Source organism: Streptomyces sp. 351MFTsu5.1, assembly GCF_000383655.1.
Taxonomy (GTDB): Bacteria; Actinomycetota; Actinomycetes; order Streptomycetales; family Streptomycetaceae; genus Streptomyces; species Streptomyces griseorubiginosus.
The window spans coordinates 434315-449506 of the sequence record NZ_KB911776.1 but is presented as its reverse complement, the minus strand read 5'-3'; the positions used below and the strand labels follow the sequence as shown (position 1 = coordinate 449506).

Annotated in this window: 17 protein-coding genes and 1 riboswitch; of the genes, 8 read left to right on the top strand and 9 right to left on the bottom strand. The window is 71.6% G+C overall.

Annotation, left to right across the window (positions count from 1 at the left end; genetic code table 11):
* Positions 1 to 59: 59 nt before the first annotated feature.
* Entirely contained in the window at positions 60 to 734 is a 675-nt protein-coding gene (locus tag H295_RS0105485) for a DUF6445 family protein (protein ID WP_020134331.1), read from the bottom strand.
* A 212-nt stretch (positions 735 to 946) separates the two neighbouring features.
* On the opposite strand from H295_RS0105485, the gene H295_RS0105480 reads away from it, so the two are divergent.
* Entirely contained in the window at positions 947 to 1708 is a 762-nt protein-coding gene (locus tag H295_RS0105480) for a DUF4142 domain-containing protein (protein ID WP_020134330.1), read from the top strand.
* Here H295_RS0105480 and H295_RS0105475 read toward each other — a convergent pair.
* A complete protein-coding gene (locus H295_RS0105475; RefSeq protein ID WP_020134329.1) occupies positions 1705 to 3372 on the bottom strand; it encodes a glycoside hydrolase family 13 protein in 1668 nt (555 codons plus the stop codon). The genes H295_RS0105480 and H295_RS0105475 overlap by 4 nt on opposite strands.
* A 308-nt stretch (positions 3373 to 3680) precedes the next feature.
* Here H295_RS0105475 and H295_RS0105470 point away from each other — a divergent pair, with 308 nt between their 5' ends.
* The 3 genes from H295_RS0105470 to H295_RS0105460 all read left to right on the top strand — a co-directional run bounded on the left by H295_RS0105470 (position 3681) and on the right by H295_RS0105460 (position 5241).
* Entirely contained in the window at positions 3681 to 4625 is a 945-nt protein-coding gene (locus H295_RS0105470; protein ID WP_020134328.1) for an LAETG motif-containing sortase-dependent surface protein, read from the top strand.
* A 137-nt stretch (positions 4626 to 4762) separates the two neighbouring features.
* Positions 4763 to 4978 (top strand): hypothetical protein, encoded by a 216-nt coding sequence (locus H295_RS0105465; RefSeq protein ID WP_020134327.1) that lies wholly within the window; start codon positions 4763 to 4765, stop codon positions 4976 to 4978.
* Between the two features lie 44 nt (positions 4979 to 5022).
* Positions 5023 to 5241, top strand: a complete 219-nt coding sequence (locus H295_RS0105460; protein ID WP_020134326.1) for a hypothetical protein — start codon at positions 5023 to 5025, stop codon at positions 5239 to 5241.
* A gap of 145 nt (positions 5242 to 5386) precedes the next feature.
* On the opposite strand, the gene H295_RS0105455 is transcribed toward H295_RS0105460, so the two are convergent.
* Positions 5387 to 5734 carry an ArsR/SmtB family transcription factor gene (locus H295_RS0105455; protein ID WP_020134325.1) on the bottom strand — a complete coding sequence of 116 codons (348 nt, stop codon included), beginning with the start codon at positions 5732 to 5734 and terminating at the stop codon, positions 5387 to 5389.
* Positions 5735 to 5814: 80 nt separating this feature from the next.
* Positions 5815 to 6004: riboswitch (cobalamin riboswitch) on the top strand.
* A gap of 26 nt (positions 6005 to 6030) precedes the next feature.
* Between H295_RS0105455 and H295_RS0105450 the strand changes: the two genes are divergently transcribed.
* Entirely contained in the window at positions 6031 to 7167 is a 1137-nt protein-coding gene (locus H295_RS0105450; RefSeq protein WP_020134324.1) for a HoxN/HupN/NixA family nickel/cobalt transporter, read from the top strand.
* Positions 7168 to 7183: 16 nt separating this feature from the next.
* On the opposite strand, the gene H295_RS0105445 is transcribed toward H295_RS0105450, so the two are convergent.
* The 3 genes from H295_RS0105445 to H295_RS0105435 form a co-directional block, all read right to left on the bottom strand.
* A complete protein-coding gene (locus H295_RS0105445; protein WP_020134323.1) occupies positions 7184 to 8146 on the bottom strand; it encodes a nucleoside hydrolase in 963 nt (320 codons plus the stop codon).
* Positions 8147 to 8213: 67 nt separating this feature from the next.
* Positions 8214 to 9449, bottom strand: a complete 1236-nt coding sequence (gene thrS, locus H295_RS0105440) for a threonine--tRNA ligase (protein WP_020134322.1) — start codon at positions 9447 to 9449, stop codon at positions 8214 to 8216.
* A gap of 204 nt (positions 9450 to 9653) precedes the next feature.
* Positions 9654 to 10223: a hypothetical protein gene (locus H295_RS0105435; protein ID WP_158691022.1), complete on the bottom strand. Its 570-nt coding sequence runs from the start codon at positions 10221 to 10223 to the stop codon at positions 9654 to 9656.
* A 96-nt stretch (positions 10224 to 10319) separates the two neighbouring features.
* Here H295_RS0105435 and H295_RS0105430 point away from each other — a divergent pair, with 96 nt between their 5' ends.
* The gene (locus H295_RS0105430; RefSeq protein WP_020134320.1) at positions 10320 to 11141 is read left to right on the top strand and encodes a MerR family transcriptional regulator; all 822 of its coding nucleotides are present in this window, start codon (positions 10320 to 10322) and stop codon (positions 11139 to 11141) included.
* Positions 11142 to 11167: 26 nt separating this feature from the next.
* Here the strand turns inward: H295_RS0105430 and H295_RS48345 are convergent, their stop codons facing one another.
* The gene (locus H295_RS48345) at positions 11168 to 11302 is read right to left on the bottom strand and encodes a hypothetical protein (RefSeq protein WP_020134319.1); all 135 of its coding nucleotides are present in this window, start codon (positions 11300 to 11302) and stop codon (positions 11168 to 11170) included.
* A 301-nt stretch (positions 11303 to 11603) separates the two neighbouring features.
* Between H295_RS48345 and H295_RS0105415 the strand changes: the two genes are divergently transcribed.
* Positions 11604 to 12380 (top strand): hypothetical protein, encoded by a 777-nt coding sequence (locus H295_RS0105415; RefSeq protein ID WP_020134317.1) that lies wholly within the window; start codon positions 11604 to 11606, stop codon positions 12378 to 12380.
* A 503-nt stretch (positions 12381 to 12883) separates the two neighbouring features.
* On the opposite strand, the gene H295_RS0105410 is transcribed toward H295_RS0105415, so the two are convergent.
* On the bottom strand, positions 12884 to 14230 hold the full coding sequence (locus H295_RS0105410) for a helix-turn-helix domain-containing protein (RefSeq protein ID WP_020134316.1): 1347 nt from the start codon (positions 14228 to 14230) through the stop codon (positions 12884 to 12886).
* A gap of 123 nt (positions 14231 to 14353) precedes the next feature.
* Between H295_RS0105410 and H295_RS47470 the strand changes: the two genes are divergently transcribed.
* The gene (locus H295_RS47470) at positions 14354 to 14527 is read left to right on the top strand and encodes a hypothetical protein (protein WP_020134315.1); all 174 of its coding nucleotides are present in this window, start codon (positions 14354 to 14356) and stop codon (positions 14525 to 14527) included.
* Between the two features lie 47 nt (positions 14528 to 14574).
* Here H295_RS47470 and H295_RS0105400 read toward each other — a convergent pair whose 3' ends face one another.
* A complete protein-coding gene (locus H295_RS0105400) occupies positions 14575 to 15126 on the bottom strand; it encodes a tellurite resistance TerB family protein (protein ID WP_028809070.1) in 552 nt (183 codons plus the stop codon).
* Positions 15127 to 15192: the final 66 nt, after the last annotated feature.

Sequence of the window (15192 nt, the reverse complement as noted above, 5' to 3'; positions counted from 1 at the left end):
GCCGGAACCGCCGGAACCTGTGAAACCCCGTCAGCTCACGCCATCCAGAAGAACACCGCTCATGCCATCCAGAAGAACACCGCCGTCATCCGCTTCTCCGCCAGCGTCCCGCCGAAGTAACCGGTCGCGCTGTGCACGAGGTTGGCGTTGTACAGCAGCAGCCGGTTGTACTTGTGCGGCACCCGTACGTCCTCCTCGAAGGCGTCCGGCGCGACGAACCGCGTGCCGAGGGCCTCGACGAGGTTGTTGTGCGGGGCCTGCACCACGTTGCCGCCGAGCCGGCCGCCCGGCATGGACTGCCGGTAGAAACTCGTGCCGCAGTCCTTGGGGACACCCGGGTTCAGGTACAGCACGGCGGCGTACCGGCACAGCGCCCGGGAGTCGGTGTGCGGCCGGGGCTCGCTCTCGCCCTCGCCCACGACCTGCACGCAGTTGTGGTTGAGGGTGCCGCCGCCGGGCGCCTGCTGCACCCAGAGCTTCGGGGCCCCGGTGGCCTTGCGCACCAGCCCCTCCACCCGGGCGAGTTCGGCGGGTTCGAGTCCGGGCATGGTCCGCAGTCCGGGCCAGGTCTCCGAGGTGTACGGATGCCCCTTCACCCAGTCGTCCTTGGCGAGACAGCGGTCCCGTACGGCGTCGACGTCCGGCAGCACGTCGTCGAGGACCCAGTAGTCGCGGCCCTTGGTGGGCTTGCGGTAGGGCAGGACGGGAAGCGACCGCTGTTGTGGCATGGACATGCAGTGAATCTAGATCCGGGGCCCGTCCGTTCTCTCCCGTGATTTGCCCCGGACTTCCCCGCGACTTCCCCGTGAAGCGGTCAACGAACGGTCAACCGGGGAAGGGCCGGTGAACACCTGAGCCCCCGTGTGCGTACTCCTGTGCGTTCGACCCGGCTGCCGGCAGGGTCACCGATCGGGCAGGAGGCACGGTGCCACTCTCGCGCAACGCGATGGGAACGCTGTTCGTAGGCGGAGCCCTCACGCTGACCCTGGGCGCGCTCGCGTACCCGTCCATGCTGGGTGTCAGTCAGGCGGCCACCGCACAGGACAGAATCATCGCGCAGACGCAGTGGGGACCGCTGACCGAGCAGGACCGCGACTTCGTCGTCAAGGTGCGGGCGGCCGGTCTGTGGGAGTACCCGCTGGGTCAGATCGCCCAGCAGAAGGGGACGACCCCGGAGGTGAAGGAGGCCGGAAAGCACCTCATCGACGGACACGCGGCCCTCGACGCAGCCTGCCGCAAGATCGCCCCGATGCTGAACATCACCATCCCGAACGTGGCGAGCCCCCAGCAGGTCGGCTTCGTGAACACGATCGACTCCAGCTCCGGCCAGCAGTTCGACTCGAACTTCGCCAACATCCTGCGGGTGACGCACGGCTCGATCTTCAACGCGATCGCGAAGATCCGCTCCACCACCAAGAACTCCCTGGTGCGCTCGCTGGCCGACATGGCCAACGACACGGTGCTCGACCACATGACGGTCATGGAGAAGACCGGCTTCGTCAATTTCGACCAGGCCCTGTTCATGCAGACCACCCCGCCGAAGCTGCCCGCCACCGACCTCACGCCACCGGCCCCGCAGCCGGGCGCGCCGATGGTCGTGCTGACCCCGCCGCCGAACCCGACGTCCACCCCGCTCGGGATCCCGGGCGAGAACAACGCGAACGGCGGCGGCGCCCCGGCGGCGGGCGCCTCACCGACGGTGGGCTAGCCCTGCCCGAGCCAGACCGTGGTGTCCGGTCCCAGCAGCCCGTTCGCCGGCAATCCACTGGCGAGCAGCACCTCCCCCTCGGGAAGCGGGACCGCGGTCTCCGACAGATTGGTGACACACCGCCAGCCCTCGTGCCGGACGAAGTCCAGCACCCCGGCCGGGGCGGTGTGCACCCAGGTCAGGTCCTCCCCCTGGAGGAGTTTGCGGCGCAGCCGCAGGGCGGTGCGGTACAGCTCCAGGGTGGAGCCCTCCGTGCCGTCCTGGGCCTCGACGGCGTACTCGGCGAACCACTGCGGCTGCGGCAGCCAGGCACCGCCCGCCCCGAAGCCGTACGACGGCCCGGTCGTGGTCCACGGCAGCGGCACCCGGCATCCGTCGCGCCCCTTGCGCACCCGTCCGGTCTGCTCCCAGATCGGGTCCTGGAGCACCTCGAAGGGCAGGTCGGCGACCTCGGGCAGCCCGAGTTCCTCGCCCTGGTAGACGTACGACGATCCCGGCAGCGCCAGCATGAGCAGCGTGGCCGCGCGAGCGCGTCGCAGCCCCCGGGCGAGGTCGACGGCGGGCGCCTGGCCGCCGGTGAGCAGCCAGGCGTTCTCGTCGGTGCCCGGCGGCAGGACCAGACGGGAGGCGTGCCGTACGACGTCGTGGTTGGAGAGCACCCAGGTCGCCGAGGCGTGCGCCGTGCGCGCGGTGGCGAGGGAGTCCGTGATGACCTGGCGCAGCGCGTCGGCGTCCCACGGGGTCTGGAGATACTCGAAGTTGAAGGCCTGGCCGAGTTCGTCGGCGCGGGCGTACAGCGCGCGGCGGGCGCCCGGCACCCAGGCCTCGGCGACGGCCGTGCGGGGCGGGGTGTAGGAGTCGAGGATCGTGCGCCAGTCGCGGTAGATCTCGTGGACCTCGTCGCGGTCCCAGTAGGGGTGGCTGCCCGGCGCCAGGTGGTCCAGGGCCTCCTCGGCGACCCCGGGCAGGTCTCCGAGGTCGCGCAGCGGCTCGGTCAGGTCCTTGACCAGGGCGTGTGCCACGTCCACCCGGAAGCCGTCGACCCCGCGGTCGGACCAGAACCGCAGGGTGGTGCGGAAGTCCTCGCGGACCTCCTCGCTGGACCAGTCGAGGTCGGGCTGCTCGGGGGCGAACAGATGCAGGTACCACTGCCCGTCCGGCACCCGCCGCCAGGCGCTGCCGCCGAAGACCGACTGCCAGTCGGTGGGCGGGAGTTCGCCGTGCGCGCCGCGGCCGTCCCGGAAGACGTACCGTGCGCGGGCGGCGGAGCCGGGGCCCGCGGCGAGGGCCTCCTGGAACCAGACGTGCTGGTGGGAGGTGTGGTTCGGGACAAGATCGACGATCACTTTCAGGCCGAGCCGGTGGGCCTCGGCGACCATGGCGTCGAAGTCGTCCAGGCTGCCCAGGCGCGGGTCGACGTCCCGGTAATCGGCCACGTCGTAGCCGCCGTCGGCGAGTTCGGAGGGGTAGAAGGGGCTCAGCCACAGGGCGTCGGCGCCGAGGGCGGCCAGGTGGCCGAGGTGCTCGGTGACGCCTCTGATGTCCCCGAGGCCGTCGCCGTCCGCGTCGGCGAAGCTGCGAGGATAGACCTGGTAGACGACGGCCTGCCGCCACCAGTCGGGGTCCTTGCCGGAGAGGTCGGGCGTGGTGGTGCGGGAGATCACGCGGGCTCCTCTGAAGTGCGTGCATTCCGTACGGTGGCGAATTCGCGTAGGGGACACAGCGGACGCCAAAATGGGCGACAAAGGGGATATCTGTCCACTCACGGGAATTTCAACCGGGGCTTTACCGGAGTCGCCCATTCCCGCTGTGTCGAAATTGTGACGGCTTTCGAACGCCCCTTGCATCACCGCAGGTTGACAGCATTCGGCCGGAGAACCACGATGTGTGAACACCGTGGCGCATGTGACCAATGAGCCCAGTGTTTCTGATGCTTCCTGTGATCACTCACTCTCATCCTGACGGGATACGTATGTCCATAGCGAGACGTGTCACCCTTCGTCGTCTGCTGGGGACGGGCGCCGCGACGCTCGCCTTCTCCGCCGCCCTCGCCTCCGTCGCCTCGGCCTCCGACTGCCCCGGCGGCAAGGGCTGGGGAGACGGCGGACACTACAAGCCGGGCACGGGCGCCGGCTCGAAGACCGAGACGGACCGCTGCGAGTTCTCCCTCGACGGCAAGAACTTCTTCGCCTCGGTCAAGGTCGACGACCAGAACCTCAAGCCGGGCGACGACGGCAAGGTCCACGTCAAGGTCCGCGCCGCGGGCGACGCCACCACGTGCACCGCCTCCCTCGCGTCCTACCTCGCGCACGGCCCGACGTTCGCCACCTCCGGCGAGCAGGTCTTCCACGACTTCGACAGCGTGACCGTCAAGGCCGGCGCCGTCGACACCCTCGACGTCGCGATCCCCGACGCGGGCTGCTTCGGCCAGGTCGACCTCTACCGCGGCAACACCAAGTTCGACGGCAAGCTCGACGCCAAGGACGGCTTCCCGCACGGCGACCTCCCCAAGGGCCCGGACCACCCGGTCATCAAGGACAAGCTGATCGCTGCCTGGAACGGCGGCACGAAGGACTGCACGACCACCGAGACCACGCCTCCGGCGACCCCGCCGGCCTCGGAGACCACTCCGCCGGCCTCGGAGTCCACCCCGCCGGCCTCGGAGTCCACCCCGCCGGCCTCCGAGAGCACGCCTCCGGCGTCCGAGACCCCGGGCACGGACACTCCGACCCCGTCGGCCTCGGAGTCCACGTCGACCCCGGGCGCCCCCACCCCGAACGGTGGCGGCGGTGACAACCTCGCCGAGACCGGCGCCAGCAGCAACACGCCGCTGATCGCGGGCGGCGCGGCGGTGCTGCTCGCGGGTGGCGCGGGCATCGTCCTGGCGACGCGCCGCCGCAAGGCCACGCGCGCCTGACCCGTCCTCCGAAGGGGTCGTCCCACCGGTTCACCGGTGCGGGCGGCCCCTTCGGCGTGTCCGGGGCCGGACGGTGCGCACGTACCTGGAGACGACGGCCCTGGCCCATAAAATCGAACACATGATTGAATCCGGGCATGCGATCGTTCCCCGACGACCTCGCCCGGACGCAGCGGGAGTGGAGCGCCACGTACCAGCGCCTCGCCGAGCACCCCGGCCGCACCGAGCTGCGCCGACGCCTGTACCGGCTGTCGACCGAGCTGTTCTTCCATCCCCACTGGGAGCGGCGGCGCCCACGCCCCGCCGAGTGGTGGGAGCTGCGCGACCAGGCGAGGGGACGGCTCGACCGATGACGGACCGAAGTGCGGGACCGTACACCGCGGACGATCCTGAAGACATGTCCGGCCCGATCCGAGTGATCGTCCACCCGCCGTCCCCCACCGGCGGCCGCCGCGTACGCGTGGACGGCGAGATCCTGGGCCTCGCCCACAACCTGGCCGACGTGGCCGAATTCCTCCGCCGAGCGGGCCTGGAGATCGACGCGGCGGAGGTCGCGCAGTCGAGCTGGATCGACTGGCGCGGCGTGGGCCCGGAACGGTGGGGACCGGAGGGGTGAAGCGGGCTGCCGGCCGGCTCGCTCACCCGCGACGCGTGGCCGTCGCCCAGACCGCGGACACCGGCGTCGCAGACACCCGAAGCACAGACACCCGTATCTCCGGCCTCCGCCCCCGCCCCCGCCCCCGCGACGACCGGCCGCCCCGCTAGGACACCTGCTTCAACAACCCCCGTACCGCCTCGTCCACCACCCGGTACCGCACCACCCGCCCCTCCTTCTCCCCCGCCACGACCCCGGCCGCGCGCAGCAGCCGTAGCGCCTGCGAGACGGCCGGGTCGTTCATGCCCGTGGCGATCGCGAGGTCGGAGACCGCGAGCGGGCCGGTGCGGTGCAGGGCGAGGAGGAGGGAGAGGCGGTTGGGGTCGGCGAGAAGGGCGAAACGGTCGGACCAGGTGCGGACGTCGTCCGGGTCGCCGATCGCGGCGATGGCGTCGCACACCCGGTGTCCGTCGATGGTGCGGCGGTCGGCTCGGTCGGCCGGGACGAGGTGCATGGGCTCATCCTCGCAGGCGCCCCTGTGTGATCTTCCATACCTGCGCAGGTGCGCAGCTATGCAGGGGAGGCCGGCACCCCCTACGGTGGGCGGGCCGTGGTGCTCGGGAAGCCGGTGACGACCCCTCAAAGGTCCAGACCGGCGCGGCCCTCGCCACTGTGATCGGGAAGTGTCCGTGCCGTCGAAGCCACTGGTCGTACGACTGGGAAGGCAGGCGCGGACACGCACGACCCGTAAGCCAGGAGACCGGCCACGGCACGTCAGGAACTGATCCACGAGGTGTTGGAGCTGACCGTATGACCGAGCCTGCCCTGTCCAAGGCCACGCCCCCCGCCACCGGTGCCAGTACCGGAACCGGTACCGGTGCCGCCCCCGGCTTCCGCTGGCGGCGCGAGGACACCCTCAAGACCGCCGGACTGCTCGCGGTGATCACCGCCCTGCACGTCGTCGCGTTCGGCATCCTCTTCCTGCTCGTCGTCCCCGCCCACTACGAGGTCGGCACCAAGGCCTTCGGCGTCGGACTCGGCATCACCGCCTACACCCTGGGCATGCGGCACGCCTTCGACGCCGACCACATCGCCGCGATCGACAACACCACCCGCAAGCTGATGGCCGACGGCAAGCGGCCGGTGTCCGTGGGGTTCTGGTTCGCCCTCGGGCACTCCAGCGTCGTCGTCCTGCTCGCCGCGCTCATCGCGGGCGGCACCCAGCTGGCCGGCAAGGTCATGAACGAGGGCTCCAGCACCCACCAGGTGCTCGGCTTCCTCGGTACGACGATCTCCGGCACCTTCCTCTACCTCATCGCCGCCCTCAACCTGGTCGCCCTGGTGGGCATCCTGAAGGTCTTCCGGGCGATGCGGGCGGGGTCGTACGACGAGAAGCAGCTGGAACAGCACCTGGACTCGCGGGGCTTCATGAACCGGATCCTCGGGCGGCTCACCAAGTCCATCACCCGGCCGGGGCAGATGTACCCGCTGGGCTTCCTGTTCGGGCTCGGCTTCGACACGGCCACCGAGGTCACGCTGATGGTGATGGCCGGTTCGGGCGCGGCCGCCGGACTCCCCTGGTACGCGATCCTCTGCCTGCCCCTGCTCTTCGCCGCCGGCATGAGCCTGTTCGACACCCTCGACGGCACTTTCATGAACTTCGCCTACCAGTGGGCCTTCTCCAACCCGGTGCGCAAGGTGTTCTACAACCTCGCCATCACCGGACTGTCCATCGCGGTCGCCTTCTTCATCGGCACGATCGAGCTGGTCGGCGTCCTGCACGACAAGTTCGACCTCACCGACGCCCTCACCACCTGGATCGCCGACATCGACCTCGACAACGTCGGGTACGTCATCGTCGGTCTGTTCGTGGTGGTGTGGGGGGGGGCGATCGCCTACTGGCGGCTCGCGAAGGTGGAGCAGCGGTGGGGCGTCAGCAGCTCCTGAGGGACCGCAACAGGCCCTAGGCGCCCTCCACCGCCGTCAGCCACAGCTTCACGTACCGCTCCACGTCCACGCCCAACCCGACGTCCACCAGGGTCACTTCGCGCTCGCCGTCGTGGATCTCGGACTCTCCGGGGCGGCGACGGCGGTCGACGACGGTCTGGCCGCGGGTCGGGCCCGGGGCCAGGCTCACCTCCACCGGCAGGAGTTCGGTGGTCAGTCCGTCGGGGTCGACGACCGCGCAGACCGCGCCCGCGTCGCCGAGCCCGCCGGTGGGGGTGGGGTCGCCGGTACTGGCCGGGTCGCGGTGGGCGAGGAGTTCACCGGCCATGCGCAGACTGGGCTCCGTGCTCGCCCGCAGCCGCTGTACGTCGGCGGCGGGGACGACGACCCGCTCGAAGACGTCGAGGCCGTACATCGTGATCGGCACGCCCGCGGTGAGCAGGACGGCGGCCGCCTCGGGGTCGTGCCAGACGTTGAACTCCGCGACCGGCGTGGCGTTCCCGGTCGCCACGGCCCCGCCCATGAACACGATCCGCTCGATGTTGCGCACCACCTCGGGGTGGGTGCGCAGCAGCAGCGCGATGTTGGTGAGCGGCGCGGTGGGGATGAGGGTGACCGGCCGGGGCGAGGCGAGGATCTCCCGCCGGAGCAGGGTCACCGCGTCCACGTCCACCGCCACCCGGGTCGGCGCGGGCAGCCCCAGGTCGCCCATCCCGTCGAGGCCGTGCACGTGCTGCGCGGTGCGCACCGGCTCGATCAGCGGCCGCTCGGCACCCCGGGCGACCGGGATGTCCCCGGCCCCGGCCTGCTCCAGCACGGTCAGGGTGTTGCGGACGACGCCGTCGACGTCGGTGTTCCCGGCGACACAGGTGACCGCGCGCAGGTCGATGCCGGGATGCCGTACGGCGAACAACAGGGCCAGGGCGTCGTCGACACCCGTGTCGCAGTCGATGATCACCGGAATGGGCTGACCGGTCACGGCGGGGTCCTTTCCCTCACTGGCGTACGTGTACGTCGCTGACGTGTGCCGGCGTACGGCACCGACCTTACGCAGCCGCCCAGAGTTCAGTCCCGCGATCAGCGGCCCGTGCGCCGATCCGCGCCAGCAGCTCGGCCACCGGCACGGCTCCCGGCCTGCGCCCGCCCCGCAGCCGTACGGCCGCTAGGTCGCCGTCGGCCTCCCGCTCCCCGATCACCGCCAGGTACGGCACGAGCCGCGCGGCACGGACCCGGGCACCGAGGGTCCCGTCGCCACAGCCGGACAGCTCGGCCCGGACACCGCGCGCCCGGGCCCGCCGTACGACGTCGAGGGCCCGCTCCTCCTGCCCGTCGCCCACCGGCAGCACCGCGAGCTGCACGGGCGCGAGCCAGACGGGAAAGGCACCGGCGTGCGCCTCGACGAGATGAGCCACCGCCCGCTCCACACTCCCGATGATGCTGCGGTGGACCATGACCGGCCGGTGTTTCCTCCCGTCGCTGCCGACGTAGTGAAGGCCGAACCGCTCGGGCTGGTGGAAGTCGATCTGGACGGTGGAGAGGGTGGACTCACGGCCGGCGGGGTCGGTGACCTGGACGTCGATCTTGGGCCCGTAGAACGCGGCCTCGCCCTCGACGGCCTCGTGGTCGACCCCGTCCAGGACCTCTTCGAGCAGACCGGTGGCGCGGCGCCACAGCTCCGGGTCGGCAACGTACTTGCCCCCGCCGTCCTGGCCTCCCCCCGGCAGGGAGAGCCGGTACCGGCTTGCCCGGATGCCGAGGTCGTCGTAGGCCCGCCGGATGAGCCCGAGGGCGGCGCGGGCCTCGGCCACGGCCTGGTCCGGGGTGCAGAAGATGTGGGCGTCGTTGAGCTGGATGGACCGCACGCGGGTGAGACCGCCGAGCACCCCGGACGGCTCGGAGCGGTACATGGCCCCCAACTCGGCCATCCGCAGCGGAAGTTCGCGGTAACTGTGCGACCGGGACCGGTAGATGAGGGCGTGGTGCGGGCAGAGACTGGGCCGCAGCACGACCTCCTCCCCCTCGCCGCCTCCCATCCGCATGGGCGGGAACATGTCGTCGCTGTAGTGGTCCCAGTGCCCGGAGATCTCGTACAGCTCCCGCTTGCCGAGCACGGGCGAGTACACGTGCCGGTACCCGGCCCCCAGCTCGACCTCCCGGACGTACTCCTCCAGCACATGCCGCACGACGGCCCCGTCGGGCAACCAGTACGGCAGCCCCGCGCCCATCAGCGGGTCGGTGTCGAACAGACCGAGCTCTCGGCCGAGACGGCGGTGGTCGTCCATGGGTCTCTCCCTCACTCACAGGGGGCGAGGGAACCCGGCGGCCACAACGAACGCCCGGGGCACTCGCCCCGGGGCTTCGGACTGCGTCAGCGGTCAGCGCGCCGGGGGTGATCCGGCGTCGTCGTGATGGACGGGAGTGCTTGAGCGCGCTGCATGGGGTGAGGGTAGGGGGTGGCGGGGGAGCGGGGCGAAGGGTTTTTGGCCTCAGCCGGGTCGGATCGTCTCGGGTGGGGCGAAGGTCTCCACGTCCGTACGGAACACGTCCTGGCCCGGGCCGGCCGGAGCGACGAGGACGACGAAGTCGGGCAGAGCGGTGGCCGAGGGAGCCCCGTCGTCGTCGACGCCGCAGAACTCGTCCTCCCAGGCGATCAGGTGGATCACCACCGAGTACCGCCCCGCGGGCAGCTCGAACTGAACGATCTCGGGCCACGCCTGCGCACCCACCGCCTCGATACCACTGAGCCACACCCGCCCCGACGACGAGAAGAGGTAGGCGTCCGAGCTGAGGAGCCCGTGCGCACGCTCCCGTTCCGTCAGCCGAGCAGGCCGGCCGGGGCTGCCGAAGCGCACCAGGACCGCGAAGGCACCGTCGCTCCGGATGCTGAGGGGTACCAGGGAGCCCGCCCGGATGTACCGCCGGACGTCCTCGTCCGCACCGAGCCGGAGGTCCCATGTGTCCTGGTCCACGACATCGGTGAAGCTCTCCGGATCCCACAGAGCGAGCATCCCGGCATCGGTCGCCACGGTCTCGGCAGGGCGGGGCAAAGGAGTCACGGCGGAATCCTGCCACGCACGGGAACAGCCCCTCGCCGGCGGACCAAGTAGCTTCTTGACCCTCACACCGTGTCAGGCGGTCAGCTCGGAGACATCATGTTCACCATCGGAGACTTCGCCCGGCACGGCCGCGTCTCGGTCCGGATGCTGCGTCACTACGACGCGACCGGACTGCTGCGACCGGCTCACGTCGACCCCGCCAGCGGCTATCGCCACTACACCGCTGCCCAGCTCGCCCGTCTCAACCGGATCATCGCGCTCAAGGACCTCGGATTCACGCTCCAGCAGGTGCGGGACATCGTGGACGAGAAGCTCGGTACCGAGGAACTGCGCGGCATGCTGCGACTGCGGCGGGCCGAACTGGAGACCGCGATGGCCGCCGCGGCGGCACGGCTGGTCCAGGTCGAGGCGAGACTCCGAGCGATCGAGAGCGAGGGGCACATGCCCACGAACGACGTTGTGATCAAGAGCGTCCCTGCCGTCCGGGTGGCGGAACTGACCGCGACGGCGGCGAGTTTCGAGCCCGAGGACATCGGCCCGGTCATCGGACCGCTCTACGACGAGCTGTTCCGGCGCCTGGACGCGGCGGGCATCACGCCGACGGGCCCCGGCGTCGCGTACTACGAGGACGCGGCGGAGGGCGGCGGCAGGATCAGCGTCCACGCCGCCGTCCAGGTCTCCGCGCCGCTCCAGGACGGCCCCTTCCGGATCCTCGACCTGCCGTCCCTCGACCAGGCGGCGACCATCGTGCACCGCGGCCCGATGAACACCGTGCTCCCCACCGCCCAGTCCCTGGCCCGCTGGATCGACGCCAACGCCTACGAGTCGACCGGCTACCCCCGCGAGATCAACCTGGAGTGCCCGGAAAACCACGACGACTGGGTGACAGAACTCCAGACACCGGTGACCCGCTCCTGACCGGAGGCTCTCCGGCCTGGCGTCGGTCAGCGTCCGTAGACGTGGCCCCGCACCAGCGGGTCGTGTTCCAGGACGAAGTCCGAGATCTGCCACCGGCCTGCCGGCCTGCTGGCCACCGCGACCGCGACGCTGCTGGTGGTGGACGCCTGGTTCGACACCACGACCGCGGCCCCGTGGGCGACTTCACCACCGCGATCGCCATGGCGCTCGGCGCCGAGCTGCCACTGGCCACGCTGTACGGCCGACTGGCACTGCGGACCCTGATCCGCCCCACGTGACGCCGACCGCCCAGAGATGCTGACCGGGAGGGCGGTTCAGAGCCGTTGGTCCTGTGCTGTTCGTGCGGGGGCGGTGGGGCAGCCGTAGGCGTGGAAAGGGCGGGGCCGGATGTCCGCGACCTTCGCGTAACCCGTACGGCTCCGACCGCTGGTGACCCCGCGCGGCCGGTGATCACTTGGAGGCATGACCCCGTCCCGTGTCCCCGCCGCCGTGTTCGGTCTCGCCGTGCTTCTCGGTGCCACCGGGTGTTCGGCGCTCTCCACCCCGCCCACCGCCCCCAAGCCGCCGATCACCCGGCCCACCAGCGCGGCCCCGACGTCCCCGAAGGCCTCCCCCGCCTCCTCCACCGCCCTCACCGAGGCGATGGCGCAGGCCGCGCTGATCACGGAGGCCGATCTCGGGGAGCCCTGGACGCCCACGCAGGGCACCGCCACCTGGCACGACGGGGTGTTGAAGGGGAAGACCGAGCTGCCGGACTGCCAGCGGCTGCTCGACGCGCTGTACGCGGACGACCTGTTCGGGGCCGACGCCCAGCCGCGTGCGGTCGTCGGGCTCGACGACACGTGGAACGAGGCGCAGCTGCGCTACCAGGTGTTCGCCCTGGACCCGGCCCGGACCGACAAGACCCTGGCCTGGCTGAGCCGGGTCCCGGGCAAGTGCGGCCAGTTCGCGGCCACGACCGCCACGGGCGCCGTGCTGGGCGTGCAGGTGACCGCGGCCGAGCTGCCGGACACGGGGGACTCCCGGCAAGGGCTGCGGGTGCTGCTGACTGGTCAGTCGCCGGACGGCGAGCCGGTCACCCTCACGCTGGAGGCCGCCGCCGCCCGGGTCGGCGAGGACGCGATCATGGTGTCGAACGGCGGTTTCGGCGACGTGACGACGGACGCCACATGGACGGCCCTCCAGGTGGGAGCCCAGCGGCTGACGGAGGTCAGGAAACGGGGCCGGGTCCAGGTGTGAGCGGTCGGACGCGGCAGCGCTCGCCGGCCACCTCTCTCCCCCCGGGCGAAACAGCTCGTCCGCCGGCCCCCCAGACGCCCTTCACAGACGGCACGCCGATTCACTACCTTCGGAGGTGACGGTCAGGGAGCGGCCGCACAGCGTCGTGGAGTCGAACTGTGCCGGAGCCGTTCTGCCCTCGCCCGTACCCCCTGCCCGTGCCCTGCGCCCCGCGTCGGCCTGAGCGCCTCGCTCCAAGCCGCATGCTCCGGGCGCGTTCGGGAGTCCGCCCCTGCCTCAGAGACCTGCATCAGCCCCCTGTCCCCGTCCCTGTGCCCGCCGCCGACCGGGGCGTCTCCCGCCGTCCCGAGCGGGCCGGGGACCTTCCCCGAGGACCGCGCGAACGCACCCGCGGTCCTCACCAAGGCGGCCGCCGCCGTCCGGACGGCGGCGGCCGCCCCCTGGCCTCCGGCGCTGCCCGTACGACCCGCGTCACAGAGGGGACTGTGCGAACGCGCCGGACCTCACAGGGGCGGCTGCGCCGGTGCCGGGCCCAGGGTCGTGGTGCCGGGGGCCGTGCGGTGGCCGAGGCCGGTCCGGTAGGCGTCGAGGGCCGCCTCGACCCGTCCCGTACGGCGCAGCAGGTCGCCCAGCAGACGGCACAGGTCGGCCAGGTCACCCGCGGCGCCGGCCCGCTCCAGCAGGCTCAGGGCGCGCACGTAGTGCTCCTCGGCGGCCTCGGTGTCGCGGGCGTCCTCGGCGATGATCCCGAGGAGACGGTGGGCGGCGGCGGAGTGCAGGGCCCCGCGCTCGGGGCTGAGGTCGCTGAGCACGTCGTGCAGCAGGGCGGCGGCCTCCTCGGACTTGCCGCGCCGGTGCAGCACGTCGGCGAGTTCGACGGCGGCCTGGCTGGAGTAGAGGGCGGCCCGCTTGGCGGAGAGCATGGCGAGGGCCTGCCGCAACTCGTCCTCGGCGCGCTCCAGTTCGCCGTTCTGGGCGTAGACGTAGCCGCGCATCCAGTGGCAGTTGGCGAGTTCGGTACGGAGCTGGAGCCGGCGGTAGAGCTCGGCGGCCTTGGCGAGGGAGGCGTCGGCCTCCGCGAGGCGGCCCTCGGCGAGCAGGGTACGGGCGACGGACCGGTGCATACGGGCCACGAGGGCGGGGTCGCCGGACTGCGGGGCGAGCGCGAGGGCGAGTTCGGCGGCCTGGGCCGCGCGGGCGTGGGCGCCCATGTCCATGTACGGCCCGATGACGCTGGCGTAGAGGAGGAGCAGGGCGTCGGGGTCGTGGAGGCCGCCGCGGTTGAGCTCGTCGAGGGTGGACTCCAACAGGTAGACGGAGTAGCGGAGTTCACCGGCGAGGTAGTGGGACAGGGCGCGGCCGCGCAGGGCCGGGACCCGGGCGGGCAGGGGCACATCGGGCCCGAGGGCCTGCTCGGCGCGCTCGAAGTACTCCCGGGCGGGGCCGAGTTCACCGGTCTCCACGGCGCACTCCCCGAGCCCGAGCAGGGCGGCGGACCGTACGTCGGCGAGGTCGAGCGCGTCGGCCTCGGCGAAGAGACGGGCGTACTGCTCGGCGGACTCCTCGGCCTCGCCGGTGGCAAGGGTGCGCTGGGCCTCCGTGAGGCGCAGGCGCAGATCGGTGACGAGGTGGGCCGGGCGGCCGGTGGCGAGCTCGTCGAAGCCGACGCCGAGACGGTCGGCGAGGTGCCTGAGCGCGTCGTCGGAGGGGCGTACCCGGCCGGACTCCAGGGTGGAGATGTAGGCCGGGGTGTAGGCCGGTTCGGCCAGCTGTTTCTGGGTGAGGCCGCGTTCGACCCGCAACTGCTGCACCCGTCGCCCGATGACGCCCGGGTCGTCCCGCTCCGACATGGCCAACTCCCCGAGTCCCTCTTGCCGTTCGGCTCCCGCAGCCCCTAGGTTAAACCGCGTATTAAGCGTGCTTAATACGCAGCCATCCCCCAGGACACCCACCGCCACCGCTGCGAGGCCGCCGTGCTCGGACGCACCAGCACCACCGCGCGCTACACCAGGGGTTTCGCCGCCGCGATCGTGGCCGTTGCCACGCTCGTCCTGGCGGCGAACGCGGGGCCGGCGAAGGCAGCGGGGGAGCAGCCGGCCGAGCGGACGCACCAGGTCGGGCAGGTCATCGGGCACACGTCGAAATGAGCCCGGCCGGAACCCCGGGGCCTGTCTGAAGAACCGGAGCCGAAGGCCTAGAGCTGGAATTCCGCCGGCTGGAGGCCCAGGGTCGCGCACGCCTCCCTCAGGATCGCCTGCTCCGCCTGGGAGAAGTGGCCGTCCGCGCCCGCGATGACAATGCCGGTCTGGACCACCGCGCGGGCCTCGGTGGGCTTCTTGGCCGCCTTGGCGATCTCCTGGAGCGCCTCCGCCTTGCCCTGCGGGAAATTGCGGGTCAGCAGGTCCACATGCTTGTGGAAGCGCTGGCGCAGCTGCTCCGGCGGGAAGTTCTGCAACACCTCGTTGCTGAGGATCAGGGACTCCATCTGCTGCATCTCGGACGCGTCCACCTGACCGTCGGCGGCGGCGACCAGCGCGCACATCGCCATGCTGGCGTCCCGGTACGCACCGCTCTTCAGCTCGGCCTTCAACGAGCCGAGCTGCGTCTTCAGCACGCCGACGAGCTGGGCCCGCGAACCGCCCCCGCGCGAGCCGCCGTGTCCCTGCCCACCGGTCGTCGCGCCGCGCCCCTGGGCCTGCTGCTGGAGGTTCTTGGCCTGGTCCTTGAGCCGGTCGAACAGTGCCATCGACGTCACCTCGGTACTCGTTGAGTGATCTCACCCCGTCAACGGACGCACCGAGGCAAAGGTTCC